Origin of the sequence: Corynebacterium stationis, from assembly GCF_001941345.1 — a bacterium.
Classification (GTDB): Bacteria; Actinomycetota; Actinomycetes; order Mycobacteriales; family Mycobacteriaceae; genus Corynebacterium; species Corynebacterium stationis.
This window is the reverse complement of record NZ_CP009251.1, coordinates 2,288,177-2,313,285: the sequence shown is the minus strand read 5'-3', so window position 1 is coordinate 2,313,285 and position 25,109 is coordinate 2,288,177. Positions and strand designations below refer to the sequence as shown.

Below are 25,109 nucleotides of genomic sequence, written 5' to 3'. Positions count from 1 at the left end.
CCTGTGGATAACTACGTTGACACATCACGCAACAGGCGAAGTTATCCACAGTCACCGTATTTTAGACCCGAATGAGCGGGTTAGAGGTCGGAATAAGCCACGTTCGGATCGACGAGCTTGTCCGGATCGATCTTCTTGCCTTCCGCGATGTGTGGCTTGACCTCATCGGGGACATCCCAGATATTGACGTTCATCGCGGCGAGGATTTGGTTGTCATCATTGACCCAAAACGCAACGAACTCGCGCTTTTCAAGGTCGCCACGGATATAGACCTGCTCCTCTGAACCGGTGGCGTGGCCGACGTATTCGCAGCCCAAGTCGAATTGGTCGGTAAAGAAATAAGGCAAGTTGGTGTACTGCACATCTTCGCCCAATGCGGCCGCCGCCGCGGTTGCCGGCTGGTTAAGAGCTGTCGCCCAGTGCTCGACGCGGATGCGATGTCCTAGGACTGGGTGGTCGTGGTTGGCAATATCGCCGACCGCAAAGATGTCTGGGTCGCTGGTGCGTAGGGAGGCATCGACAAGCACGCCGTTGTCGACCTCTAAACCTGCTGCCTCGGCGAGATCCACTGCCGGGGCAACGCCGACGCCGATGACAACATTGTCTGCCTCAATAATCGTGCCGTCTTCAAGACGAACTCCCACAGCACGGCCACCTTCGGTCACAATGTCTTGGACCTTTACTTCCGTGCGCAGATCGACGTCATTGGAGGTGTGCAAGTCGGCGAAGACCTGCGCGACCGTGTCGCCGAGGATCCGCAGCAGCGGAAGCTTTGCGCCTTCCAGAACTGTAACCGCGGTACCTGCCCCGCGTGCCGCCGATGCGACCTCCAGACCAATCCAGCCGCCGCCGATAATTGCAAGCTTTTTATCGTCGCCGAAGGTAGCGCGAATGGCATCTGAATCCTCGACAGTGCGCAGGTAGTAGACGTTGTCGGCATCCGCGCCCGGGATAGGAAGCTTGCGCACCGTTGAACCGGTTGCCAATACCAACTTGTCGTAGTCAAGCACCGAATCATCATCTAAGGTGACCTGATGGTTTGCGGCATCAACCTTGGTTGCGCGAACGCCCTGCTTCAGCGTGACATTATTTTCTTCATACCAGTCGGCTGGTTTCACAATTGCGTCATCAAAAGAGCCCTTGCCGGCGAGGTATTCCTTGGACAGTGGTGGGCGCTCATAGGGCAGATGATCCTCTGCGGCGACGAGCGTAATCGAGCCCGTGAATTCTTTCTCACGCAGTGCTTCGGCGGTCTTGGCTCCGGCTAGGCCACCACCAATAATGACAATATTTTTTGGGGTACTCATGCCATCCTCCTCATTACTTACAATGGGCGGTCGGCTCCGAAGTCGACCGCGTGGGTCATATTCGCCATGCTACGCGCGTAAGCAGGGCTTAGTTGGAATTTAAGTCAGGAGAGATCACGCACGACAGTCAGCAAGACCGCGGAGTCTTCCACAGCTACTAGCCCGTGGCGTTGTTGAGGAACCACGGCGTGCTCATCCTCTTTCACCTCAATCGCGTCTTCGCCAACCGTGACCTGGACTGTGCCCTGCAGGACGTGCAATAGCGCTTCACCGGGATTTTCGTGGTCGGACAGGCTCTTGCCGGCCTTGAGCGCAAGGAGTACCTGCGTGAGATGACCGCCTGGTACCGCCCGGAAAGAATGCGTTGCGCGACCATGTTTGACCGTTGCTGCTTTTTCCAGCAACTCGGCACTTAAATCGCGAAGGTTGACAATGTTATTGCTGGAATCAGCCATGGGAGCTCCTTGCCTCGAGGTATTTACACGGTTTAATTCGAGTTTATACGCATTCGCTCATCGATGATCACTGTTCGCACTGGTAACGGTACGGGCGGAATGTCCTAAGCCTTTTGGTTGGCAAGTCATGCCTAATTAAGGTTAGTAAATCTTGTTGCTGACGTTGGCCTCACGGCATTAGCTACCGCCACCGCTGGCCCGATTTCCTTTACTGCACTCGCCGCGCCACAGATTGCCCGGCGCTTAGTTCACGTGGATGGCCTGGCTCTGGCTCCCACCGCAGCCGTGGGCTCATTCCTGTTAATCCTTGCGGACACGGTGGCCCAAAGAATTGATCCTGAATCTCCACTTCCAGTAGGAATTGTCACTGTATCCGTCGGCGGCGTGTATTTCCTGTGGTTGTTAATGAGAGAAGGTCGAGGTAAACGACACGTTTATTAGTAGATAGCGCCCGGCTTGGATACGCGGATAAAGTCATTTGTCCAGGGGTTGATCTATAAATCCCCGATGGTCGTTTCAACGTTATTGTCGGTCCCAATGCGTGCGGCAAGTCCACGTTGCTCAAGAGCTTGACGCGGTTGATCGCACCTCAAGACGGTCAGATTCGCCTGGATGGGCAGTCGCTGTATTCGCGGCCAACGAAGGAAGTTGCGCGCGAGGTCGGTTTGCTGCTGCAAGGACCGGTTGAATCGGACGGTATTCGAGTCATCGACTTGGTTTCTCGTGGGCGCTACCCGCACCAGAGCTTGTTCAAGCCGTGGATGCCACGCGGATTAGGGAACTGTCAGGCAGGCGTGTCGATGAACTCTCCGGTGGCCAGCGCCAACGCGTCTGGATGGCGCTAGCGCAGCAAACGCCAATCTTGCTTCTCGATGAACCGACCACCTTTTTGGATGTCAGCTACCAAATTGAGCTGCTGGAATTGTGCCGCAAGCTCAATCACGAGCGCGAATATACCTTGGTGGCGGTCCTGCATGACTTGAACCAGGCTGCCCGCTATGCCGATCACATCATCGTTATGAAAGGCGGCGAAGTCTTAGCCACCGGCAACCCCACTGATGTGATCACTGAAGAATTAGTTCGCGCGGTTTTGGTGTGGATTCTAAAAGTCATTGCCGACCCAGAATCCGGCGGTCGATTTTATCCAGTTCCTTGTCCATGCCTTTCCTACGACTTTCCTTCACCTTCAAACTGCCGTGGTGCAATATTGCACGAAATAGGCAATCCGAGTTCAACAATTGCATACGGCGTGCTCATACATTGAAGTAAGCAATCGAATTTCTCGCCGATCCTGCAAAACTATTTCTTATGAATAGAGAAATCCTCACGGAAACAGAAACGAAGCTTAACGGTGAAAACATCGACAAGCGCAGCGAGATAATCCAGGGGATACGCGCGTCCCTGGCCGCTGGTCTTGGAATGATCTCGCTGGGCGTCGCTTTTGGTGTTTTGGTGGTGCAATCGGGCTTGCCGTGGTGAGTAGCATCCGCGCTGTCGATATTCGCTTTCGCAGGCTCCCTCGAGCTGCTGCTGGTGGGAATGATGGTGGCTGTTACTCCACTGGCGACTATCGCGTTACCACCTTGCTGGTGAATTTCCGGCACGTCTTTTATGCCTTTACTTTCCCACTGCATGTGGTTCGAAATCCGGTGGCTAAAACCTACTCGGTCTACGCGCTTATCGATGAAGCCTATGCCGTCACCGCAGCGGAACCAAAGGGCTGGACCTCCTGGCGACTGTTGGCGCTGCAGATTTCTTTCCAGACCTACTGGGTCGGCAGCGGAATTCTCGGAGTACTCCTAGCGGGAGTTATCCCCGGAAAGATGGAGGGGCTGGAATTCGCGCTCTGTGCCTTGTTCGTCACCCTAGCGCTAGATGCGTGCCGGACTAAAGAACAAGTTCCATCGGTATTACTTGCCAGTGCCAGCTTTGCTGTTGCTTTTGTCGTGGTTTCAGAACCAGCACTATTTTTCGGGATGATCGGGTTTATCGTGCTGCTGGCAGTTCGTTATGTACTCGTGGCAAGGAAGGGAAAGTAATGCCAGAGACGAGCTATATCTTGGCGGTGCTCGCCATCGTATTCTGTATTACCTTCGCTCTGCGCGCAGTGCCTTTTGCGATGCTCAAGCCACTGCGCAACGCGAAGGCGATCAACCTCATATCGGTGTGGATGCCCGCTGGCATCTTGTTGATTTTGGCGCTCTCAACATTTCGCAGCAGCATCGGCGGTGATCTGGATAATGTCTGGAAAGCGCTCGTGGCAGGAGCCGTGACAATTTTCGCCCACCTCGCCTTCGGCCGCCGTAATTTGCTCAGCATTGGACTGGGCACAGCTACGTACTTTTTATTGGTCAACCTCGTCTAGAAAATTACGAGCTATTCGAGATTCCTTTCGCAGGTACCCTGGGGTGGCATGCGGGAGATAATAGTGACCGAGATGCTCAGCCTCGATGGTGTCATCGAAGCGCCAGGCGGTGAAACCGGATACCGCAACGCCGGGTGGACGTTTAACGATGTGGAATTCGACCCGGCTGCCTATGAGTTAAAAGGCACGGAGCAAGAGGAAGCGGGAGCTCTGCTCTTGGGGCGTAAAAGCTATGAAGCCTTCGCTCCGATTTGGCCCAGTCGGGAGGAATTTGCGGGCTATAACGCCATGCCACGTTTTGTTGTCTCCACGACCTTAGAAGGCGATGATGAGCGTTGGCCAGCAACAATTCTGCGCTCACTCGATGAGGTGAAAGCCCTTAAGACGGGTCAAAGTCGCAAAGACTTTGACCGTGACTTTGATGGCCCGTTGCTGGTCCACGGAAGTGCCACGTTGGTGAGGGCTTTGCAGGAAGCGGGGCTCATCGATAAGTATTACCTGCTGGTATTCCCGCTGCTGCTGGGTGCGGGAACGCGGATGTTTAGTGATGTTAGCTTGCCCACCCAGCAACTGGAGTTGGAAGAGCACGCACGCTATTCCAACGGCATTCAAAAGATGATCTATCGCGTAAAGAAGTAAAAGACACAGGAGGGTGAAGTCTCATGGCAACTTTTACCAAAACCACGCATACCCCTGACCAAGCCCACGCTGAAGCAGCAGGGTTGAAGTGGTTGGCAGCGGCGACGCCGGAAGCAGAAAAGTCCGTGGTCAAGGTCGTGGAAGTCAGCGGCACAACGCTTGTGGAACAGCGCGTGGAGACGGTGCGCCCAGATCCAGAATCAGCATTTGAGTTCGGCAGAATTTTGCGCGGCATCCATGAAGCCGGGGCAGAGGCCTTTGGCGCGCCGCCTAAAGGCTGGACGGGAAAGAACTTTATCGGCCGCGTTGAGCAATCATGCACCCCGACGGATGACTGGGCGGAGTTTTACACCGAGCAACGTGTGCTGCCGTTCGCGCGCCGGGCACGTCTTCAGCCGGAAATTAAACAGTTGGTGGAAAAGGCGTGTGAGAGCATCGTCAAGCATGCGAATACCAGCGAATTTGATGTGCCACCTGCGCGTATCCATGGCGACCTGTGGGCAGGCAATGTGCTTTTTAGCCCTGATGGCGTGGTGATGATTGACCCGGCGGCGCACGGCGGGCACCCGCACACCGACCTTGCGATGCTGGAGCTTTTTGGCACCCCGCACCTGGTTGATATCCTTGCCGGCTACGGTAACCCGGATGTGGATTTTGCCCTGCACCAGCTGCATCCCTTGGCCGTACACGCGATGACTCATGGCACGGCTTATCACCGCCCGCTAGCCGATGCCGCCGCAGAAGTCGTGCAACGTTACGGGGATTAGAGGGTGCCGAAGCTGACCGGACCTTCAGGCATATGGCGCTTGTGCCCGCCGCGACGCCAGTGCTTTTCGATGACCTCTGCGGACTCACGAGGTACCTGCTTGCCCTCTAAATAATCATCAATGTGCGCATAAGTAACGCCAAGTGCCTGCTCATCTGGCAAACCTGGCTTGTTATCTTCCAAATCTGCGGTAGGAACCTTGCGCCAGGTGTCCTCCGGGGCCTGAAGATGCTGCAACATTTGTGCGCCCTGGCGTTTATTGAGTCCCTCCAATGGGAGAAGGTCTGCTGCGCCATCGCCCCATTTGGTGAAAAAGCCTGTGACATTCTCGGCAGCATGATCGGTGCCGATGACCAGCAGATTCTTTTCGCCAGCTACGGCATACTGCGCAATCATGCGCAAGCGTGCCTTGATATTGCCGCGGTTGAAATCACCTAAATCTTGCCCACCTAAACTGTGCGCGACCTGGTCATTGAGTGAGGCAGTAGCGCCTTCGATATTGATGGTGAGGCTGTGGTCCGGCTGGATGAACTCGAGAGCCATCTGCGCGTCATCTTCATCGATCTGCACGCCATGTGGCAGGCGCAATGCATAGAACTCGGCGCCTTCAACTTGATCGACGGCGATTTGCGCAAGCTTGCCGGCCAAGGTGGAATCCTGGCCCCCGGAAATGCCTAAAACGTAGCCTGCGGCGCCGGTGGTTCGGAGATAGTCGACCAAAAACTCCACGCGTCGGGCAACCTCTTCGGCCGGATCGATGCTGGGCTGTGTTCCTAAAGTATTAATTATGGTGCGCTGCAGATTATCCATGTGGTCATTCTAACCCGAGCAGCAATTATTGTTAGTGGTCATCTTGATGGATTCAGTACAGATTGCTCTCTAAGTTTTAGCCTTACGCGGTGCTTTAATGGACTGTTGTGAATACCGACAAATACGTAAAGCTAGTTGCCCTAATCGCGGCATTGGGAGGCCTGCTCTTTGGCTATGACACTGGAGTGATGTCCGGTGCTTTGTTGTTTATTAGCCCTGATTTTTCCATGACCGCCCACCAAGAAGGGTGGGTTACCTCCATGCTCTTGGTCGGTGCCGCAGTCGGCGCATTGATTGCCGGTCGTGCGGCCGATGCCTGGGGCAGGCGCACAACCTTGCTTATCGGTGGAGCGATTTTCGTCATCGGCTCATTGTGGTGCGCCCTGGCAGGATCCATCTTTGACCTCGGCGCCGCACGCACCTTTCTAGGTGTAGCTGTCGGTGGTGTTTCCATTGTTTCGCCGATGTACATTGCCGAGGTAGTGCCGCCGGCGATGCGCGGACGTCTGGTCTCGCTTAATACCTTGATGATCGTGGTCGGCCAGCTTGCCGCCTATTTGGTTAACTCCGCACTTGCGACAACCGGCAGCTGGGAGTGGATGCTTGGGCTAGCTGCAATACCCGGCGCAATGCTATTTGTGGGGATGCTCTTCGTCCCCGATTCACCCGTCTGGCTGGTCTCGCGTGGACGAGTAGACCAGGCGCAGAAAGTCGCCGCACGGTTAGGCATGCGGTTAGAAGAGCTCACCCCGCCTGAAAGCAGCCGCGGCGCTTCAACAGAATGGTCGGTCCTGAAAGCCACGCGGTGGATCCGCATCACGGTGCTTTTGGCGATGCTTATGGGCTTAACCCAGCAAATCACCGGAGTTAATGCCGTGGTCTACTTCGCGCCGATCATGATGAACCAAGTGGGTATTTCTGCGACGAACTCGGTCTATACCTCCATTGTGATCGGCGTGGTCTCCGTTATCGCCTGCATGGTCGGCATCAAGGTAGTAGACCGCATCGGCCGCAAGCGACTATTGCTCATTGGTCTTGCCGGCAATACCATCTCGCTATTTATCCTGGCGGGCGCCTATTCCTTTGCTAATGGCTCGGTCTTTTTCGCCATGGTCTCGCTCTTTTTCATGGCTACTTTTATCGCCTCGCAACAAGCAGCTGTATCCCCTGCGACCTGGTTGCTCATTTCTGAGCTTGTTCCCTCCCAAGTCCGCGGCTTAGGCATGGGCATTGCTGGCTTAAGCTTGTGGGTGACCAACTGGGCTGTGGCGCAGTACTTCCTACCGCTGGTTGAGTGGCTTACGGGACCTGTCGCCTTTGCCATTTTCGGCGTGCTGGGCATTATTGCGATGGGTTATACCCGCGCACTAGTGCCAGAGACGATGGGAAAGTCTTTAGACGAGGTTGGGGCTGAGATGCACAACCGCTATGCTCATAAGTGACATTGAATTTATAGGTTCGACCCCGGCTTTGCGGGCAGTGGGATCTACAGATTCGAGCATCGTGTTGATTGTCTTATTTTGTCTTCACGGTGCTATAGGGTAGTATTTTCCCTCGTGTCATGACCGGAGTTTTCTTTAAACTTCGGCGCGTGCTTGAACAGTATTAACCGCAGTAAATCTGATGATTTGCCACTCCCGGCGAATCAGGATGCGCATAACGAAAGGAGCGCCCGATGAAGGTTCGCAAGTCGCTTCGGTCGCTGAAGAAGAAGCCGGGCGCCCAGGTTATTCGCCGCCACGGTAAGGTCTTCGTGATCAACAAGAAGGATCCACGTTTCAAGGCTCGTCAGGGCTAAGATACGCGATTTAGGCAAAGGCCACCCGAGTTATCCTCGTGATGACTCGGGTGGCCTTCGCTTTGCCTTCACAAGTTTTTCGATGTCCGCTGCTCCGATCCGCAGCAGTCGCGAGGGGCACTTGCGCCTGATGGCAGCTGCGGGAAGTCGGGCAGCTAAGATTAATTCGCCGCAAAACTAAATAGCTGTTACCCCTGAGGTCTCTGTTGAAGATGGGGCAGAAGTTGCTTCATGCGCGAGGGTGCTGTGAGGTTTGTCTCATTGAGACTGGCAAAATCGGCAAAGCTGCAGGTGGTTTCGCGAATGTAGTTTTTAAAGACTCTCATCGATGCGATTGCCCGTTGGCCCGGCGGCCTACATGTGGGGTGTGATGTGGGGTCATCCTGGTAATTCCACGCGTGTAACTACTACATGTTGTGATGGTTGCAGGTCAGTGGCACAAAGTATAGTGTTGTGGGTATCGCTCAACGGGGCAGCAAACACCGCTTGAGAATTGTTCTTTATCCCTCCGCTAGGGCCACTTAGCGGCTCGCACGAATATCAAAGGTTAGGTCAGCACAATGTCTATCACTCTTTACACCAAGCCAGCTTGCGTCCAGTGCACCGCTACTAAAAAAGCCCTTGACCGTGCTGGTCTGGCTTACAACACTGTTGATATCTCCCTCGATGATGAAGCACGTGATTACGTTATGGCGCTGGGCTACGTTCAGGCTCCAGTTGTAGAGGTAGACGGTGAGCACTGGTCCGGCTTCCGCCCAGAGCGCATCAAGCAGCTACAGGCCGCTTAAATAGCCGCAACTTAAGGGCGCAGCCCGGGGTGAGCGCCCGCTAAAATGCACCCCGGCACTGCTTCCACAGAGGCTAAGTAATTCTTGGAAGTATCTAGAAAGTTTTAAAGGAGGGAGTCGGCCGTGCTGGTCGTCTACTTTTCCTCCGTCACTGACAACACCCATCGCTTTGTGCAAAAGCTCGACCTACCGAATGTGCGGATCCCGCTGCGGTTAAAGGACGAGCCTTTAATAGTTAATGAGCCTTATGTTTTGGTGTGTCCAACTTATGGTGGCGGAGTTTCACTTACTGGTGAAAATAGCCGGCCTGTTCCGCGACAGGTCATTCGATTTCTGAATAATGAGCACAATCGCAGCTTTATCCGCGCAGTAGTGGCCGGAGGAAACAGCAACTTCGGTGCTGATTTCGGAAAAGCTGGTGAGGTTATTTCCGCCAAGTGCAAAGTGCCTTATGTTTACCGCTTTGAGATGATGGGCAACGAAGATGATGTCCGTATTTGCCGCGGGGGACTAGTACAAAACGCAGCCAAGCTGGGGCTTGAAAAACAAGCCAGCTAAAACTTAATGCCGTGATTACCATGAGGTATTACGACCGCAACACCTTAGACAAAACCTAATGAAAGGCCGAGTGCTTCAAGTGACTCAACAATTGGGCAAAACCGTTGCCGAGCCGGTAAAGAATTCCGAGAAGCTAGACTTCCATGCTCTCAACGCACTGCTGAACCTGTATGACGAAGACGGCAAAATTCAGTTCGATAAAGACCGCGAAGCTGCCAACCAGTACTTCTTGCAGCACGTTAACCAAAACACGGTCTACTTCCACGACCTGGAAGAAAAGATTGAATACTTAGTTGAAAACAAGTACTACGAGCCAGAAGTTATCGAAGCTTATGACTGGGAATTCATTAAGTCACTGTTTAAGCGCGCTTACAGCTTCAAGTTCCGCTTTAAGTCATTTTTGGGTGCCTACAAGTACTACACTTCCTACACCCTAAAGACCTTCGACGGTCGTCGTTACTTGGAACGCTTCGAAGATCGCGTGTCGATGACTGCGCTTTTCCTCGCGGACGGTGACACCGCAGTTGCCGAAAGCATGGTTGATGAAATCATGTCGGGTCGCTTCCAGCCAGCAACCCCAACCTTCCTCAATGCTGGCAAGGCACAGCGTGGCGAGCTTGTTTCCTGCTTCCTGTTGCGCATCGAAGACAACATGGAATCCATCGGACGCGCTATTAACTCCTCCCTGCAGCTGTCCAAGCGCGGCGGTGGCGTTGCACTGTTGCTGAGCAACATCCGCGAATCCGGTGCGCCAATTAAGCACATTGAAAACCAGTCTTCGGGCATTATCCCGATCATGAAGATGCTGGAAGACGCATTTTCTTACGCTAACCAGCTGGGTGCGCGTCAGGGCGCCGGTGCAGTGTACTTGAACGCTCACCACCCAGATATCTTGAACTTCCTCGACACCAAGCGCGAAAACGCTGACGAGAAGATCCGTATCAAGACCTTGTCTTTGGGAATTGTCATTCCAGACATCACCTTCGACCTGGCTAAGCGCAATGAAGATATGTACCTGTTTAGCCCTTATGACGTTGAGCGCGTCTACGGCAAGCCATTTGGTGATATCTCCGTTTCTGAGCACTACGCAGAAATGGTCGAAGACCCACGCATTACCAAGAAGAAGATCAACGCACGTCACTTCTTCCAGACCGTTGCTGAGTTGCAGTTCGAATCAGGTTACCCATACATCATGTTTGAGGACACCGTAAACAATGCGAACCCAGTAAAGACTGGTCGCATCAACATGTCGAACCTGTGCTCCGAGATTTTGCAGGTTAATTCGCCTTCCTCTTTCAACGATGACTTGAGCTATGAGGAAATGGGCAGTGACATCTCCTGCAACCTCGGCTCCATGAACATTGCTTTGGCAATGGATTCTCCAGACTTCGGCGGCACGGTCGAAGCTGCTATTCGTGGCCTGACCGCAGTAGCGGACAAGACCGCTATCGATTCCGTCCCATCGATCCGCCACGGCAATGACCAGTCTCATGCCATCGGCCTGGGCCAGATGAACCTCCACGGCTACTTGGGCCGCGAGCACATCTACTACGGCTCTGAAGAAGGCTTGGACTTTACCAATGCTTACTTCGCGGCAGTTTTGTACGCAGCACTGCGTGCTTCCAACAAGATTGCCAAGGAGCGCGGCGAGACCTTTAGTGAGTTTAAGGACTCCGACTACGCTTCCGGCGCATTCTTCGATAACTACGATCCAGCAGAGTTTGCACCACAGACCGATAAGGTCAAGGAGCTTTTCGCTAACTCCACCATCCACACCCCAAGTGCGGAAGACTGGGCAGATCTAAAGGCTGAGGTTATGGAGCACGGTCTCTACAACCGCAACCTGCAGGCAGTTCCACCAACCGGTTCGATCTCCTACATCAACAACTCCACTTCCTCGATTCACCCAATCGCTTCCAAGATTGAGATTCGCAAGGAAGGCAAGATTGGTCGTGTCTACTACCCAGCTCCACACATGGACAACGACAACCTTGATTACTTCCAGGATGCATACGAAGTCGGTCACGAAAAGATCATCGACACCTATGCAGTTGCTACGAAGTACGTCGACCAGGGCTTGTCTTTGACGTTGTTCTTCAAGGACACCGCGACCACCCGTGACATCAACCGCGCGCAGATCTACGCATGGCGCAAGGGCATTAAGACCTTGTACTACATCCGCTTGCGTCAGATGGCGCTGGCTGGAACCGAGATTGAAGGTTGCGTCTCCTGCATGCTCTAAAGCTGCTCTTCATCGCTGCCAATAAGTAGCGCGCGAAGATAGCCGAAAGCCTGAGATAGCTTCACATAATGTGTTGCTACCTCAGGCTTTTAGCGTTTTCACTGCTGCGCTAGCGGTAGAGTTGCTCCGCTTCATCGCGGCTGTCTAAAAGAACGCGGCGCGAAATATTTTGCGCATCCACGTGGTTTCCAGCTTTAATGGCTTCCGCCAATTCCACGTGTAGGGCTGCGGTCTTGCCAATGGGGTTGCGCTTTTGGGAACCGAAGACTGAGCGACCTTTCAAAATCGCGAGCAGCGAAGGCGCCAAGGAAACAAACATCTCATTATGTGAAGCCGTAAAAATCAGAGTGTGGAATTTGAGATCCACTTCGAGTGCTTCTCCTACCCGCGATGATGGGCGCTCCTCTAATTCCACCAAGCGGTGAGCGAGTGCCAGAATTTCCGCGCGCTCATCATTGGTTGCCGCACCCGCCGCAACTGATGCCGCAATGGGCTCAACGGCAAAGCGCAGTTGATTGAGTGATCTTTGCTGTGCCTGTCGAGCCTTATCGTTGGTTAAGCGCCACCGAATCACCGTTGGATCGAAGCTGACCCAACTTGATTGGGGAAGAACCGTGAGGCCTACGCGCGGCGAAGTTTTAACCAGTCCCATGTGCTCGAGTGTGCGCATAGTTTCACGGGCGACCGTGCGCGAGACATCGAATTTTCTTTCAATATCTGTCAACGTAAATGTCTGCCCAACTTCCATCACGCCGGCCACAATATCTGTACCAATAGAATCTAAAACTGGGTTCACCAAAGGCACACGCTGTGAATCAGTCATAAACGTTTAACCTCCCAGTAATTCGGCGTTTGTACAAACCTAGTATGGCTCATTTTGCGCCATGAGTGGATACTGGGTTCAGTAGCTAACGAGCAAACTTCATCGATAAGCGAAAAGCGTAGCGAATGTATGCCGAATGTGGCTTGCTTACGAAGGCGCCAAAGCGCAAGCAGAATCGCATTATCCGCAGGTAAACACGGGTTCGTTCGCCAGGGTCTTCATGAAATGAGCCGGAAGAAGCTGCCTCATTGAGATGCGGCACCCGAGGCGGCTGAAGGGTTAGTTATTGGGTATGCTGGGAGGCTGAAATAATAAAACTTTCGAGGTAGAGCAGGGTAGGTTGATTTCGTGTCGAATGAATATGACGAGTACATCGCTAACCACACAGATCCGGTAAAAGCGATTAACTGGAACGTCATTCCCGACGAGAAAGACTTGGAAGTTTGGGACCGTCTGACTGGTAACTTCTGGTTGCCAGAAAAGATTCCAGTATCCAATGACATTCAGAGCTGGAACAAGATGACTCCGCAAGAACAGCTGGCCACCATGCGTGTGTTTACTGGCTTGACTCTCTTGGACACCATCCAGGGCACGGTGGGCGCAATTTCTTTGCTGCCCGATGCTGAAACCATGCATGAGGAAGCGGTGTACACCAACATTGCCTTCATGGAATCCGTACACGCGAAGTCTTATTCCAATATCTTTATGACCTTGGCATCGACTCCGCAGATTAATGAAGCATTCCGCTGGTCTGAAGAAAACGAAAATCTTCAGCGTAAGGCAAAGATCATCATGTCTTACTACAACGGTGATGACCCACTGAAGAAGAAGGTAGCTTCCACACTTTTGGAATCCTTCTTGTTCTACTCCGGTTTCTACCTGCCGATGTACCTGTCCTCGCGCGCGAAGCTGACTAATACCGCTGATATTATTCGCCTCATTATTCGTGATGAATCCGTACACGGCTACTACATTGGCTACAAGTACCAGCAGGGTGTGAAGAAGCTTTCTGAGGCTGAGCAGGAAGAATACAAGGCATACACCTTCGACCTTATGTACGATCTGTACGAAAACGAGATTGAGTACACCGAGGACATCTACGATGACTTGGGCTGGACCGAAGATGTTAAGCGTTTCCTGCGCTACAACGCTAATAAGGCGCTAAACAACTTGGGCTACGAAGGACTCTTCCCAACTGATGAGACCAAGGTGTCGCCAGCGATCTTGTCTTCGCTGAGCCCGAATGCTGATGAAAACCACGACTTCTTCTCTGGTTCTGGTTCTTCCTACGTTATTGGTAAGGCTGAAGACACCACCGATGATGACTGGGACTTCTAAGATAGCCTGCTAGGCATAGGTGGTTATTCCCTGATAAGCGGCGGATGCTTCACGTAGTGAGCCTCCGCCGCTTTCGCGATCGTGGGCCTTGCCCAAAGTATCGAAAATGCTTGTGATCGGCGAAAATGCCCCTGAATTTATTCTTGGCAAGCTTTGCTAATGGCCGCGCATCATTCTATTGGATGACAACAACTGGGGGGTTGAAGCGCGGAGTTGGGGGAGGTTTTGCCAGGGAATTCAACGGAAAACTGTGGCGTATCCCACCTAAATTTATGGAACCGTTTTGAAGGCTCATTCGTGCGCCCCGTCCGTACTGGGACAACAGCGTCACTTTAGTAACAAAGCCCTAATCAGACGGGGGAGGGAAGATTATGATGAGCTGGCAATAAGGGAAAATAGTGCCTAATATAAGGCAGGTAAACCTTTAAGCACTTCAGGTTTGGTTCTGTCGTGCTTTGTATTCAGGAGGAAAACAATGACCGCTGTGGCGCCACGGCTAGACGATTATGTCCAGCCAACTCGTCCAGAGCCTTCCGGAAATGGAAAACCCGGTTCAAAGGCCTGGATGATGCTGACCACCACCGACCACAAGCAGCTAGGCATCATGTACATCATCATGTCCTTTGGCTTCTTCTTCCTCGGTGGCTTGATGGCACTGCTGATCCGCGCTGAGCTTTTCACCCCGGGTCTCCAGTTCCTTTCCAATGAACAGTACAACCAGCTGTTCACCATGCACGGCACCGTAATGCTGTTGCTGTTCTCAACCCCAGTCGTTTGGGGTTTTGCGAACTTCGTGCTTCCGCTGCAAATCGGTGCTCCTGACGTGGCTTTCCCACGTCTGAACTCATTCGGTTTCTGGATCACCTCCGTTGGCGGACTTGTTATGCTGTCTGGTTTCTTGACCCCAGGTGGCGCAGCTGACTTCGGTTGGACCATGTACATGCCTTTGGCTGACGGTGTTCACACCCCAGGCGTTGGCGCGGACATGTGGATCATTGGTGTGGGCGCAACCGGTATTGGCACCGTGCTTTCCGCCATCAACATGATCACCACCATTTTGACGATGCGTGCACCGGGCATGACCATGTTCCGTCTGCCGATCTTCGTGTGGGGCATTTTCATCACTGCTGTTCTGGCGCTGCTGATCTTCCCACTGCTGCTTGCTGCAGCACTTGGCGTTCTCTACGACCGCAAGCTGGGCGGCCACATCTACGACTCCGGCAACGGTGGCGCAATTTTGTGGCAGCACCTGTTCTGGTTCTTCGGACACCCTGAGGTCTACGTTATTGCGTTGCCTTTCTTCGGTATCGTCTCTGAAGTTGTGCCAGTATTCTCTCGCAAGCCACTCTTCGGCTACATCGGCATGGTTTTCGCAATGCTCGCAATCGGTGCACTGTCGATGGCCGTGTGGGCACACCATATGTTCGTAACCGGAGCAGTTCTACTTCCGTTCTTCTCGTTTATGACATTCCTGATTGCGGTTCCGACCGGTATGAAGTTCTTCAACTGGGTCGGGACCATGTGGAAGGGTCACATCACCTGGGACACTCCAATGATTTGGGCCATGGGATTCATGGGCACCTTCCTGTTCGGTGGTATGACCGGCGTTATGCTGGCAGCCCCAGCACTGGACTTCCAGTTGGCTGAGTCTTACTTCCTGATTGCACATTTCCACTACACCGTCTTCGGTACTGTTGTATTTTCTGCTTTCGCGGGTGTGTACTTCTGGTTCCCTAAGATGACCGGCCGTATGTTGGATGAGCGTCTAGGCAAGATTCACTTCTGGCTGACCTTTATCGGTTTCCACGGCACGTTCCTTATTCAGCACTGGGTTGGCAACATGGGTATGCCACGTCGCTACGCCGACTACCTGGAATCTGATGGATTCACCATCTTCAACCAGATTTCCACCGTCTTCTCCTTCATCCTTGGCGCATCTGTCATCCCACTGGTATGGAACGTATTCAAGTCCTACCGCTACGGTGAGATTGTTACTGTTGACGACCCATGGGGCTATGGCAATTCTCTCGAGTGGGCAACTTCGTGCCCTCCTCCACGCCATAACTTCAATTCTCTTCCGCGTATCCGTTCTGAGCGTCCAGCTTTCGAGCTACACTACCCTCATATGGCGGTTCGTCAGCGTGCCGAAGCCCACGCGGGTGCAGCACATTAGAGATGGATTGATTTAGCGCGCTTGCACTAAACATCCTCCTGACATTAAGCCACCTCCCGATTCCCCGGGAGGTGGCTTTGTCGTATCATGGCTACGTGATATCTACTCATCTATTGATAATTGTTGGCCCATCCATCCCAGACGATCTCCTAGCAGATTTTGAGAAGCTAGGAGTGGTAATCCTCGAGCAACTCCCAGTGCCGACCGAAACACTAGACGGGGTCGAACTGGCGGTTCAATTTGAGGGCTCAGTAGCAGAGCTTTCTGCAGTGGCATCTGAGCACGGGGTAGATATTGCCCTGCTACCAGTGGGTAGTTCCGTCTCCCGCGGTCTCATCTGCTTTGACTGTGACTCCACCTTGATTACCGGAGAAGTCATTGAAATGCTGGCGGCGCACGCCGGTAAGGAAGCTGAAGTAGCGGATGTGACTAATCGCGCGATGCGCGGAGAGCTTGACTTCGCGGAGTCTTTGCATGAGCGCGTAGCAGTACTCGCGGGATTGGACGAATCCGTAATCGCTTCAGTATCGCAGGCCATTGAATTAACCCCTGGGGTAAAAGATGCGTTAGCAACGCTCAAGAGCCAAGGCTACCGCGTCGCTGTGGTCTCTGGTGGTTTCATCCAGGTGCTGGAATCTTTAGCGCGCGAGCTGGATTTGGATTATGTACGGGCCAATACTTTAGAAATTGAAAACGGCCGTCTTACCGGCCGCGTGACGGGCAAAGTTGTTGACCGCAAGGCAAAGGAAGCGTTCTTGCGGGAGTTTGCAGCGGACTTAGGCTTAGAGATGGAACAGACCGTTGCAGTCGGTGACGGCGCCAATGACATCGACATGATCAATGCTTCCGGGCTAGGTATTGCCTTTAATGCGAAGCCGGCGCTGCTCGAGCACGCCGATGTAACAATCAACCTGCCAACCTTGGCGGGGTTGGTGCAGATTCTCGGGGCTAGCTCCTTGGGAGATGACAAGTAGTGGCACCAGAGTTCGTCACAGCACACAAGCTGCTTGTCGATGCCTGCACTGGTCGTTCCTGGCGCGACATCGATGAAGATCCGCAGCATCCAGAAACAGTTCAAGCGATGCAAATAGCGCTGAATTTACCCAAGTCCACTCCGCCATCACGCATTGAGGTCCTAGAATCTGCGGCGCGTGCTGTCGTTGCTGTGTGCCTGGATGAGCGGGCAGGACAAGATGGGTTCTTCGCGGAAGCATTGGGACACTGGTACGGCCACCGTATCCGCAAGGTCGCCCGACGTGCGCGCAATAAGGCGTGGGATGATGTGCAAGGCCTGGCCGGAGTAACGGTTAATAATCAAGCCCGGGCTTTTATTCCTTCAGCGGTGAAAGATGTCCCCCCGCCGATTGCGAAACTACAAATCGGTCATACTGATCTCCCACACGAAGAACTCGGCGCCCCTTTAGCTAATGCGCCGGTGATTTATGTGGATAACTCTTTGGAGATGACCGCGGGTAAAGCAGCAGCCCAAGTCGGACACGGGTCGATGCTCTACGCCGCGTCCTTGAGCGCGCAAGAGGCCTGGGAGTGGAAACAACAAGACTTTATCTTGAGCGTGCGTGAAGTACCCCGTGAAGTCTTTAACAAAGCCCTCGAGGTACCTGAGGCCGTGGTTATCCGCGATGCCGGATATACCGAGGTAGCACCCGACTCCGCGACGGTGGTCGCCCTGCCTTCGCCGTTAGGAAGCTAGGATGCCACGAGGCGCTTGAGAGCGCCACGCACGGTGTCAGGATTGGTCGTGGGCCAAAACTGCGGCATGGAATTTTTCAAGAATCCGCCGTAGCGTTTGGTTTCCAAACGGTTGTCTAAAACCGCAACAACGCCGCGGTCGCTGGTGGAGCGAAGCAAACGACCGGCACCCTGGGCCATGAGCAGGGCAGCGTGGGTGGCAGAGACTTCCATAAACCCCTTGCGGCCGGCGGCATTGGCAGCCTCCGTTCGTGCTTGCAGCAGCGGCTGGTCCGGGCGGGGAAAAGGAATGCGGTCAATCAGCACTAAAGAACATGCTGGACCAGGCACGTCCACGCCCTGCCATAGGGTTAGTGTGCCAAAGAGGCAGGAATTTTCATGCTTAGAAAACTTCTCCACTAGCGCACCAGTGGTGTCTTGTCCTTGGACGTAGATTTCAAAAGGCACCTGCATCCGTAGTTTCTCTGCGGCCTCTTCTGCTGCCCGGCGCGACGAAAATAGCCCTAAGGTTCGCCCGCCTGCAGCCATGATGAGCTCTTTCATCTCTTTTAAGGTCTCTTCGGCAATTCCATCACGGCCAGGGGCCGGAAGATGAGAGGCCACATATAAAATGCCAGACTTTGCCGGATTAAAGGGCGTGCCGGCATCCATGGAATCCCAGGTGCCCTTCGGCATTCCCCACTGCGCAGCCATTGCATCAAAGCGGCCACCGAGCGCCAGCGTTGCTGAGGTCAGCACGACGGTATTTTGTCCAAAGAGGTTCTCGCGCAGCATGTCTGCCACCGATAATGGGGCAACGGCCAAAGAAGAATCATCCACCCAGACCACGTCATCTTGGTCAGCCGCATTATCGGTGTCAAAGACTTCCAAGATGCGGTGAATAGTTTCCGCCATCTCTGATAGGTGGTTGGTCAGGTTCTGGCGTTCAGCGAATTTCTCCGGGTCATTGGTGGATTCACCTTCACTAGGGCGCGAAACAGCAGTCTTGCACTCAATTATCGCAGTGGCTAAGCCATCGAGCTGATTCTTGGATGGCTCATCCATATCCACCCACCGGCCGGAGTCGTAGGAGTCGATGAAGATCGCAAAATCATCGGCAAGCTCTGCTAGACGGATATCTTTGCCTTCAGCACCTAAAGACTTAGCGCGATTCGCGGCCATCTTGATGGCACGAGCATTAATTTCTGCAGTGGCCACGGAGGTAATACGAGCATCCAGCTCGTGCGCCTCATCCACAATCACCACGTCATGCTCGGGCAAGATATTGGTCTCAGCGGCGGCATCGATAGCCAAAAGTGCGTGGTTGGTCACCACGATATCGACCTGAGATGCCTTCTGCTTGGCCAATTCCGCGAAACAATCCTCGCCCTGCGGACAGCGGGATGCTCCCAAGCATTCGCGTGAGGTGACAGATACCTGCCGCCACGCGAGATCGGGAACGCCGGGGACTAAATCATCCCGGTCACCAGTTTCGGTTTCATCAACCCACTCAAAAACCCGCTTAACGTGCTTGCCGGTCCAGGAAATGTCCTCATCCTCGAACAGCGTTTCATCAGGCTCAAACCCTGCCTGCGCAACCTTGTTAAGACAAGCGTAGTTGTTGCGGCCCTTCATAATCGCAAACGTAGGTTTGCGTTGCATATGTGGCTCCAGTGCCTCCACCAACCTGGGAAGGTCGCGCTCTACCAGCTGGCGCTGCAACGCAATGGTTGCGGTAGAGACAATGATGCTGGAGCCAGTATTATGCGCATGACGAATCGCCGGCACCAGATAGGCTAAAGACTTGCCTGTACCGGTGCCAGCTTGCACAGCCAAGTGGCGTTCGGACTCTAAAGCTTTAGAGACAGCTCGAGCCATAGCGTGCTGGCCATCGCGGCGTGCACCACCCAAGGCAGCTACGGCTTGGTCTAGCAATTCTTCCGTTGTCTGATTGAGGGGTTCGTCATTCACCTCACCGAGTCTAAGCTATCTGCGCAAATCCCCGAAACGGCTTTGCCTACTGTAAAACGTTTCGAGTTATTCAAAGCCCACGTAGCGGGTGTGCACGGCAGGTTCATCGCGGGTCAGCGCCAGGCCTTCCCATGGCAAGGTCTTGATGCTGTGCGCCAGGTACTCGCGGGATTCATCAAGGCTTGGTTGCTTGTCGACAATTTCCCCGTCCCGAATCAATGGCACCGTCAGCATCTTGGAGCTCAAGTGACCGGTATCAGGCTCCTCGCTATCGAACGGGAAGATGATCTCTTCGATAGCAACGCCAGAGGAGCGGTAGGAGCGCAGGGCGCGCTTGGCCCCGCCGACGGACTTTTTCGCTTCAGAGCGCTTTGCGACGGGATGCCCATCGACTTCCACGATTTTGTACACCATGCTCGCGGTTGGTGCGCCAGAACCGGTGACTACGGAAGTACCCACACCGTAGACATCCACTGGGTCACCGCGCAGGCCAGCTATTGCAAATTCATCCAAGTCAGAGGAAACCACGATCTTGGTGTTGTGCGCACCTAAATCATCGAGCTGCTTGCGCACGCGGCGGGTGATTGCGCCTAAGTTTCCAGAATCAATGCGTACTCCGCCTAGTTCTACGCCAGCGACCTCGATGGCGTTATTGACGCCCTGGGTGATATCGAAGGTATCTACCAAGAGGGTGGTTTTGACACCGTGGGCTTCAATTTGGGATTTGAAAGCGGCCTTTTCATTCGCGCTGCCATCGTCATTGACGTGAGCCAAAGTCCAGGAGTGCGCCGCGGTACCCGATGCCGGAATGCCGTAGCGTGCTGCAGCTTCGAGGTTAGAAGTAGATTCAAAGCCCGCGAGGTAAGCAGCGCGTGCAGCGGTAACTGCCGCCTGCTCATGCGTACGGCGCGAACCCATTTCGATAATCGGGCGGCCATCGGCTGCCACTACCATGCGGGAGGCAGCCGAAGCCACCGCGGAATCGGAGTTCATAATCGACAAGATGACGGTTTCTAATAAAACGCACTCGCCGAAGCTACCGCGAACCGTCAGCAGCGGAGAGTTTGGGAAAAATAACTCGCCCTCCCGGTAGCCATCAATCTGTCCAGAAAAGCGGTAATTGCGCAGGTAATCTAATGTCGCTGGATCTAAAAAGGTCAGGGTTTCTAACTGTTCTTCCGTAAAGCGGAAGTTCTTCACTGCCTCCAACACGCGCGGAATGCCAGCGACAACACCGTAACGACGTTCATTAGACAACCGGCGCGCGAAGACTTCACAGACAACTGGGCGGTCAGCGGTGCCATCGGCAAGCGCTGCTTGCAGCATTGTCAGCTCATACATATCGGTGAGCAGTGCCGTGGATGGAGCCGTGGAGTGGGAATTATTTAACTTAGGGTTCACAGCGAACAAGTCTAGCGCGCGATAAAGTAAATCGGCGGCATCTTGCGCCAAACGTTCCCATTAATCAAATTGCAGAACGAGCCACACAGTGTCATCGCCTGCGGAGTATGCAGTTGAGACTGCCATGTGCACACTTGAAGGGTCCATAAATACAGCAGCATGTGGCTCGGAGTTGCGCAGCCTTTCGATGAATTCATATCCGGAAGCCTCGGCAAGCGGCAAATACGCCTGCAGCATGCTGATATTTTCCTCGACTGGACCTTCTTGCCCCGTCACAGCATTTTCTTGTGCCTTATACTGCGCTGCGGCCTGGCGCTCAGGATATTTAAAAGATATTCCCAAATACTGTTCCTGGCGCATCTCATGGATCGCGTTATAGACCTCGTCTTCAACGGTGGCCAGCCTCGTCTGCACCTCAAGCGAGGGCGCTACATAATCTGGATGCCCAGTCAGGGGAGTTTCCTCGGACGTATCCTCATCGCCAGCACCACCTTCTGGTGATGCGGCGCCACCAGAAGCGACCGCGGCGATTAACGTGAGCGTCAAGGTAATAGCCGTAATCCCGATCTTAATAAGATTGGACGGGTTAGTGCCAGAGAAAAGTTCCTGGAATTTTTGGGTAATAGACGGTGGCAGTTGCATGTTCTGGGGCCTTTGCAAGCAACGAAGAGGAATGTGCAATGACTGACTCTAGCGAAAATCTCCAATGAAAGTAAGAAAGTTCGTTAAGCTAGGAGCCATGTACGTGCAATTAAGTTCCCCCATGGCTTCTCCGGAGCTAGATGAGGCAGTAGAAGTCTCGGTAGAGTCGGAAGAAAATCTCCCGTGGATGTGCATCGTCTGGGATGACCCTGTCAACCTCATGAGCTATGTCGCTTATGTTTTCCAAACCGTGTTGGGCTATGACAAAAAGCGCGCTAATGAATTAATGATGCAAGTGCATACTGAAGGTAAAGCTGCAGTAAGCTCGGGTGAACGTGACAAAGTCGAAGCCGACGTGAAAAAGCTGCAAGTAGCAGGGCTTTGGGCAACGATGCAGCAGGCAGGTTAAAAGATAGATGCAACCATGGAAAAAGAAAAAGGCGCTATTGCGCGGTGCAAAATTTCAAACCGTGCTGGAGCCTATGGAACGAGAAGTCCTCGGTAACCTCACTTCAACCGTGAGCGAAGCCATCATCCAACGGGCACAATCCGCGCCCAAAGATGAACTGGCAGAAATGATGGACATGCCTAGCGGGCACAAGGATGCCCCTGCAGATCCTTCCTTAGCGCGACTTTTTCCAGACTTTTTCGCAGAAGGCGAAGAAGAATATGACGGGGATGCAGGCCTGATGCGCAGCCTGCATGAAAATGACATCGCCAAAGAAAAACTGCGCAACCTGCAAGTCATCAACCATGCACTCGGGCCAGTCGGTGGGGTAGAAGTCTCCATCGAAGAAGCTGATGCGCACGCATTTCTCGCCGGTCTCAATGACCTGCGCCTGTACTTGGCCAGCGGGCCCATCTTTAGCGAAGAAGATGAACAAAACCGCGACACTTTGGTGGAGTGGCTTGGATATTGCCAAGATTCCTTATTAGAAGCCTTGGTTGGCTAGCTAAGAAAGAAGACGGCAACGTCAGCTGGAGTGGGTTAAACTAAAAGCCATTATGACTTACCCAGCACCGATTCCGCAGCCCGCCGGCAAAAGAACCTCCAACAACGGTATCTCGGCGAATTACACCAAGCGTGGCCGCATCGCCACCGGGTTAACATTTGCGCTCGGCTATGTTGCAGTGCTGTGGCTGGTGCATCTAGTCAACACCTTTATCTTCGGCGGCGCGCTGACGAATTTCGGTATTCACCCGTTAGATTTCAACGGCCTATTGGGCATTATCACCTCGCCCTTTTTACACGCTAATTTTGAGCACCTGATTTCTAACTCCATTTCAGGCGCCATCTTCTGCTTTTTAGTTGGTCTTTCTGGCCGGCGTGCCTGGTGGGAAGTGACCCTGCTGGTTGTATTAATCGGCGGGATTGGCACGTGGCTACTTGGCGGACCCGGTACAAATCACATCGGTGCTTCCGGCGTGGTCTATGGCTGGTGGGCCTATTTGCTCATCCGCGGTATCTTTAATCGTTCCTTGGGCCAGATTGCTTTGGGCATCCTCTTAGGTATTTTCTACTCCGGCATGATTTTCGGAGTGCTGCCCATATATGAAGGGGTGTCGTGGCAAGCACACCTCTTCGGTGCCGCCGGCGGTGTCTTAGCGGGTAGTGTTATCACTTCAGATGACACCAAGGCGCAGATTGCTCGTCGTAAAGCGAAGGCGGTTAGATAAGTGGACCGCTTAGCTCCCATCGGCATCTTTGATTCAGGTGTCGGTGGCTTAACTGTTGCGCGCACAATCATGGAGCAATTGCCGCAGGAATCCATCATCTATGTCGGGGATACCGCCCACGCGCCATATGGTCCGCGGGAATTAGAAGATGTGCGAAACCTTTCGCGCGAAATTGGTGATGACCTAGTGGCACGCGGCTGCAAGATGTTGGTGATTGCGTGTAATACCGCTACCGCAGCATTTCTGGATGAAGCCCGTGAGCGCTATGACATCCCCGTGGTGGAAGTCATCAGGCCGGCCGTACGCCGTGCGCTTGCGACAACACGCAATCACAAGGTCGGTGTCATTGGTACAGAAGGAACTATTAATTCCCAGGCTTACCAGCGTCTTTTTGCCCAAGATGAGCAGGTAGAAGCACTTGCCGTGGCATGTCCGGATTTTGTGCCTTTTGTGGAACGCGGTATTACTTCCGGAAGGCAGATTCTCGGGGTGGCAGAGGCATATCTTGCACCGCTGCAAGCGGCCGGAGTGGATACTTTGGTGCTGGGTTGTACGCACTATCCCTTGCTGACCGGCATTATTCAGCTGGCCATGGGCGATAATGTCACATTGGTGTCTTCAGCAGAGGAGACAGCGAAAGATGTTTTGCGCATTTTGACCGAGCACGATGAACTCGCACCCGTGGATAATAAGCCCCTTCGCAAATTTGAGTCCACGGGTGATCCAGAAACTTTTTCGCGCCTGGCACAGCGATTTCTGGGGCCTCAGCTGTAGCTTTATCCTGCGGTGAGGATCCCCACATGGGGCTATAGTTAGTGTCTTTGGACGTTGGAAGGTATGTATTTCAAGCTTTTTGACTTAATTCATGACAACATAGCCTCATGAAGTTGACCATTCTAGGATGCTCGGGCAGTGTTCCCAGTCCTAATAACCCTGCGTCAGGTTACTTGGTTTCTTTCCCAGACGCACCATCGATTGTGATGGACTTAGGCCCTGGTACCTTTGCGGCTTTGCAGAAAATCCAGGATCCGTGCGATGCGCACTTGACCTTCAGCCATCTGCACGCAGATCACTGCACCGACTTCCCGTCTTTGATGGTGTGGCGCCGGTTCCATCCGGATGCTCCAGCTGCGTCGCGTAATTTCATGTTCGGCCCGCACGATGCCCCAACGCACCTAGGGCGCATGAGCGCGGATCATATTGATGAAGTGGATGATTTCTCGGATTCTTTCGCGTTCTCTGCTTGGGAACACGGCAAACGCGAGCTTATCGATGACGTCTATATGACGCCTTTTCATGCGATTCACCCGATTGAAGCCTTTAGCCTACGCATGGAGCACGCCAAGACCGGCAAGGTTATCTGCTACAGCGGTGATACCGCCTATACCGAGGACTTGGTGCCGGCAGCGCAGAATGCAGATATCTTCCTCGCAGAAGCAGCCTGGGGTTGTGAGACCGAGGGCCGCCCGCAGGGCATGCACATGTCAGGCAATCAGGCAGGGCGTTTAGCAACGCTTGCCGATGTCAAAAAGCTGGTTCTTGTGCATCTGCAGCCTTGGAGTGATCCGCAATCCACCCTTGATGCAGCACGTTCAGAATTTGATGGGGAAATTGTGCTGGGCGCGCCGGGCATGGACTTTGAACTTTAAGCACGCGCGGTACCCTTG

Annotated in this window: 25 protein-coding genes and 3 pseudogenes; 21 read left to right on the top strand and 7 right to left on the bottom strand. The window is 53.6% G+C overall.

Going from position 1 to position 25,109, the window contains the following annotated elements; translation table 11 throughout:
- Positions 1–80: 80 nt before the first annotated feature.
- A complete protein-coding gene (locus tag CSTAT_RS10760) occupies positions 81–1,307 on the bottom strand; it encodes an NAD(P)/FAD-dependent oxidoreductase (RefSeq protein WP_075723485.1) in 1,227 nt (408 codons plus the stop codon).
- A gap of 104 nt (positions 1,308–1,411) precedes the next feature.
- Positions 1,412–1,762, bottom strand: coding sequence for a cupin domain-containing protein (locus CSTAT_RS10755; RefSeq protein WP_075723484.1), 351 nt, complete (start codon positions 1,760–1,762; stop codon positions 1,412–1,414).
- A gap of 150 nt (positions 1,763–1,912) precedes the next feature.
- Between CSTAT_RS10755 and CSTAT_RS10750 the strand changes: the two are divergent.
- The 7 genes and pseudogenes from CSTAT_RS10750 to CSTAT_RS10720 form a co-directional block, all read left to right on the top strand.
- Positions 1,913–2,203, top strand: a pseudogene (locus CSTAT_RS10750) (iron chelate uptake ABC transporter family permease subunit); the annotation flags it as partial.
- A 35-nt stretch (positions 2,204–2,238) separates the two neighbouring features.
- A pseudogene (locus CSTAT_RS13335) lies at positions 2,239–2,891 on the top strand (ABC transporter ATP-binding protein); the annotation flags it as partial.
- 179 nt (positions 2,892–3,070) lie between these two features.
- A complete protein-coding gene (locus tag CSTAT_RS13870; protein WP_228385263.1) occupies positions 3,071–3,241 on the top strand; it encodes a hypothetical protein in 171 nt (56 codons plus the stop codon).
- The gene (locus CSTAT_RS10735) at positions 3,238–3,801 is read left to right on the top strand and encodes an AzlC family ABC transporter permease (protein WP_244892841.1); all 564 of its coding nucleotides are present in this window, start codon (positions 3,238–3,240) and stop codon (positions 3,799–3,801) included. The genes CSTAT_RS13870 and CSTAT_RS10735 overlap by 4 nt, the downstream gene beginning before the upstream one ends.
- Positions 3,801–4,127, top strand: coding sequence for a branched-chain amino acid transporter permease (locus tag CSTAT_RS10730; RefSeq protein WP_066796085.1), 327 nt, complete (start codon positions 3,801–3,803; stop codon positions 4,125–4,127). The genes CSTAT_RS10735 and CSTAT_RS10730 overlap by 1 nt, the downstream gene beginning before the upstream one ends.
- Positions 4,128–4,175: 48 nt before the next feature.
- Positions 4,176–4,766 (top strand): dihydrofolate reductase family protein, encoded by a 591-nt coding sequence (locus CSTAT_RS10725; protein ID WP_075723478.1) that lies wholly within the window; start codon positions 4,176–4,178, stop codon positions 4,764–4,766.
- A gap of 23 nt (positions 4,767–4,789) precedes the next feature.
- Positions 4,790–5,533, top strand: a complete 744-nt coding sequence (locus tag CSTAT_RS10720) for a fructosamine kinase family protein (protein ID WP_075723476.1) — start codon at positions 4,790–4,792, stop codon at positions 5,531–5,533.
- Here CSTAT_RS10720 and nadE read toward each other — a convergent pair.
- Positions 5,530–6,342, bottom strand: coding sequence for an ammonia-dependent NAD(+) synthetase (gene nadE, locus CSTAT_RS10715; RefSeq protein ID WP_075723475.1), 813 nt, complete (start codon positions 6,340–6,342; stop codon positions 5,530–5,532). The genes CSTAT_RS10720 and nadE overlap by 4 nt on opposite strands.
- 107 nt (positions 6,343–6,449) lie before the next feature.
- Here nadE and CSTAT_RS10710 point away from each other — a divergent pair, with 107 nt between their 5' ends.
- The 5 genes from CSTAT_RS10710 (at position 6,450) to nrdE (ending at position 11,728) form a co-directional block, all read left to right on the top strand.
- Complete coding sequence (locus CSTAT_RS10710; RefSeq protein ID WP_075723474.1) at positions 6,450–7,784, top strand: sugar porter family MFS transporter; 1,335 nt, start codon at positions 6,450–6,452, stop codon at positions 7,782–7,784.
- A 233-nt stretch (positions 7,785–8,017) separates the two neighbouring features.
- Complete coding sequence (gene ykgO, locus CSTAT_RS10705) at positions 8,018–8,140, top strand: type B 50S ribosomal protein L36 (RefSeq protein WP_003847162.1); 123 nt, start codon at positions 8,018–8,020, stop codon at positions 8,138–8,140.
- Positions 8,141–8,700: 560 nt separating this feature from the next.
- Complete coding sequence (gene nrdH, locus CSTAT_RS10700) at positions 8,701–8,928, top strand: glutaredoxin-like protein NrdH (RefSeq protein WP_066796072.1); 228 nt, start codon at positions 8,701–8,703, stop codon at positions 8,926–8,928.
- 123 nt (positions 8,929–9,051) lie between these two features.
- Positions 9,052–9,486, top strand: a complete 435-nt coding sequence (nrdI, locus tag CSTAT_RS10695; protein WP_066796069.1) for a class Ib ribonucleoside-diphosphate reductase assembly flavoprotein NrdI — start codon at positions 9,052–9,054, stop codon at positions 9,484–9,486.
- 79 nt (positions 9,487–9,565) lie between these two features.
- Entirely contained in the window at positions 9,566–11,728 is a 2,163-nt protein-coding gene (nrdE, locus tag CSTAT_RS10690) for a class 1b ribonucleoside-diphosphate reductase subunit alpha (RefSeq protein ID WP_075723908.1), read from the top strand.
- Between the two features lie 109 nt (positions 11,729–11,837).
- On the opposite strand, the gene CSTAT_RS10685 is transcribed toward nrdE, so the two are convergent.
- Complete coding sequence (locus tag CSTAT_RS10685; protein ID WP_075723472.1) at positions 11,838–12,551, bottom strand: FadR/GntR family transcriptional regulator; 714 nt, start codon at positions 12,549–12,551, stop codon at positions 11,838–11,840.
- A gap of 348 nt (positions 12,552–12,899) precedes the next feature.
- Between CSTAT_RS10685 and nrdF the strand changes: the two genes are divergently transcribed.
- From nrdF to CSTAT_RS10665, 4 genes and pseudogenes are all read left to right on the top strand, one after another.
- Entirely contained in the window at positions 12,900–13,889 is a 990-nt protein-coding gene (nrdF, locus tag CSTAT_RS10680) for a class 1b ribonucleoside-diphosphate reductase subunit beta (RefSeq protein ID WP_066796064.1), read from the top strand.
- A 475-nt stretch (positions 13,890–14,364) separates the two neighbouring features.
- Positions 14,365–16,062 carry an aa3-type cytochrome oxidase subunit I gene (gene ctaD / locus CSTAT_RS10675; protein ID WP_075723470.1) on the top strand — a complete coding sequence of 566 codons (1,698 nt, stop codon included), beginning with the start codon at positions 14,365–14,367 and terminating at the stop codon, positions 16,060–16,062.
- 101 nt (positions 16,063–16,163) lie between these two features.
- A pseudogene (gene serB / locus CSTAT_RS10670) lies at positions 16,164–17,036 on the top strand (phosphoserine phosphatase SerB); the annotation flags it as partial.
- Entirely contained in the window at positions 17,036–17,773 is a 738-nt protein-coding gene (locus CSTAT_RS10665) for a peptidyl-tRNA hydrolase (RefSeq protein ID WP_075723466.1), read from the top strand. The pseudogene serB and the gene CSTAT_RS10665, both read left to right, overlap by 1 nt.
- Here the strand turns inward: CSTAT_RS10665 and CSTAT_RS10660 are convergent.
- The 3 genes from CSTAT_RS10660 to CSTAT_RS10650 all read right to left on the bottom strand — a co-directional run bounded on the left by CSTAT_RS10660 (position 17,770) and on the right by CSTAT_RS10650 (position 21,765).
- Positions 17,770–19,722: an ATP-dependent DNA helicase gene (locus CSTAT_RS10660; protein ID WP_075723464.1), complete on the bottom strand. Its 1,953-nt coding sequence runs from the start codon at positions 19,720–19,722 to the stop codon at positions 17,770–17,772. The two genes, CSTAT_RS10665 and CSTAT_RS10660, sit on opposite strands and share 4 nt — an antisense overlap.
- A 66-nt stretch (positions 19,723–19,788) precedes the next feature.
- The gene (locus CSTAT_RS10655; RefSeq protein ID WP_228385262.1) at positions 19,789–21,123 is read right to left on the bottom strand and encodes a nicotinate phosphoribosyltransferase; all 1,335 of its coding nucleotides are present in this window, start codon (positions 21,121–21,123) and stop codon (positions 19,789–19,791) included.
- 60 nt (positions 21,124–21,183) lie between these two features.
- On the bottom strand, positions 21,184–21,765 hold the full coding sequence (locus CSTAT_RS10650; protein ID WP_075723463.1) for a spore germination YkwD domain-containing protein: 582 nt from the start codon (positions 21,763–21,765) through the stop codon (positions 21,184–21,186).
- A gap of 97 nt (positions 21,766–21,862) precedes the next feature.
- Here CSTAT_RS10650 and clpS point away from each other — a divergent pair, with 97 nt between their 5' ends.
- The 5 genes from clpS (at position 21,863) to CSTAT_RS10625 (ending at position 25,091) form a co-directional block, all read left to right on the top strand.
- Complete coding sequence (gene clpS, locus CSTAT_RS10645; protein WP_075723461.1) at positions 21,863–22,174, top strand: ATP-dependent Clp protease adapter ClpS; 312 nt, start codon at positions 21,863–21,865, stop codon at positions 22,172–22,174.
- 7 nt (positions 22,175–22,181) lie between these two features.
- Positions 22,182–22,718: a DUF2017 domain-containing protein gene (locus tag CSTAT_RS10640; RefSeq protein ID WP_066796041.1), complete on the top strand. Its 537-nt coding sequence runs from the start codon at positions 22,182–22,184 to the stop codon at positions 22,716–22,718.
- A 52-nt stretch (positions 22,719–22,770) separates the two neighbouring features.
- A complete protein-coding gene (locus CSTAT_RS10635) occupies positions 22,771–23,442 on the top strand; it encodes a rhomboid family intramembrane serine protease (protein ID WP_066838907.1) in 672 nt (223 codons plus the stop codon).
- Positions 23,443–24,216, top strand: a complete 774-nt coding sequence (gene murI, locus CSTAT_RS10630; RefSeq protein ID WP_075723459.1) for a glutamate racemase — start codon at positions 23,443–23,445, stop codon at positions 24,214–24,216.
- A 107-nt stretch (positions 24,217–24,323) separates the two neighbouring features.
- On the top strand, positions 24,324–25,091 hold the full coding sequence (locus CSTAT_RS10625; RefSeq protein ID WP_075723457.1) for an MBL fold metallo-hydrolase: 768 nt from the start codon (positions 24,324–24,326) through the stop codon (positions 25,089–25,091).
- Positions 25,092–25,109: the final 18 nt, after the last annotated feature.

What these genes read in the sequence shown, in the direction of transcription:
- CSTAT_RS10725 (WP_075723478.1), top strand. Translation starts at nt 4,176, where the DNA reads ATGCGGGAGATAATAGTGACCGAGATGCTCAGCCTCGATGGTGTCATC.
- CSTAT_RS13870 (WP_228385263.1), top strand. Translation starts at nt 3,071, where the DNA reads ATGAATAGAGAAATCCTCACGGAAACAGAAACGAAGCTTAACGGTGAA.
- CSTAT_RS10625 (WP_075723457.1), top strand. Translation starts at nt 24,324, where the DNA reads ATGAAGTTGACCATTCTAGGATGCTCGGGCAGTGTTCCCAGTCCTAAT.
- nrdH (WP_066796072.1), top strand. Translation starts at nt 8,701, where the DNA reads ATGTCTATCACTCTTTACACCAAGCCAGCTTGCGTCCAGTGCACCGCT.
- CSTAT_RS10755 (WP_075723484.1), bottom strand. Translation starts at nt 1,762, where the DNA reads ATGGCTGATTCCAGCAATAACATTGTCAACCTTCGCGATTTAAGTGCC.
- CSTAT_RS10650 (WP_075723463.1), bottom strand. Translation starts at nt 21,765, where the DNA reads ATGCAACTGCCACCGTCTATTACCCAAAAATTCCAGGAACTTTTCTCT.
- CSTAT_RS10720 (WP_075723476.1), top strand. Translation starts at nt 4,790, where the DNA reads ATGGCAACTTTTACCAAAACCACGCATACCCCTGACCAAGCCCACGCT.
- CSTAT_RS10640 (WP_066796041.1), top strand. Translation starts at nt 22,182, where the DNA reads ATGCAACCATGGAAAAAGAAAAAGGCGCTATTGCGCGGTGCAAAATTT.
- ctaD (WP_075723470.1), top strand. Translation starts at nt 14,365, where the DNA reads ATGACCGCTGTGGCGCCACGGCTAGACGATTATGTCCAGCCAACTCGT.
- CSTAT_RS10760 (WP_075723485.1), bottom strand. Translation starts at nt 1,307, where the DNA reads ATGAGTACCCCAAAAAATATTGTCATTATTGGTGGTGGCCTAGCCGGA.
- nadE (WP_075723475.1), bottom strand. Translation starts at nt 6,342, where the DNA reads ATGGATAATCTGCAGCGCACCATAATTAATACTTTAGGAACACAGCCC.
- ykgO (WP_003847162.1), top strand. Translation starts at nt 8,018, where the DNA reads ATGAAGGTTCGCAAGTCGCTTCGGTCGCTGAAGAAGAAGCCGGGCGCC.
- CSTAT_RS10730 (WP_066796085.1), top strand. Translation starts at nt 3,801, where the DNA reads ATGCCAGAGACGAGCTATATCTTGGCGGTGCTCGCCATCGTATTCTGT.
- CSTAT_RS10685 (WP_075723472.1), bottom strand. Translation starts at nt 12,551, where the DNA reads ATGACTGATTCACAGCGTGTGCCTTTGGTGAACCCAGTTTTAGATTCT.
- CSTAT_RS10635 (WP_066838907.1), top strand. Translation starts at nt 22,771, where the DNA reads ATGACTTACCCAGCACCGATTCCGCAGCCCGCCGGCAAAAGAACCTCC.
- clpS (WP_075723461.1), top strand. Translation starts at nt 21,863, where the DNA reads ATGTACGTGCAATTAAGTTCCCCCATGGCTTCTCCGGAGCTAGATGAG.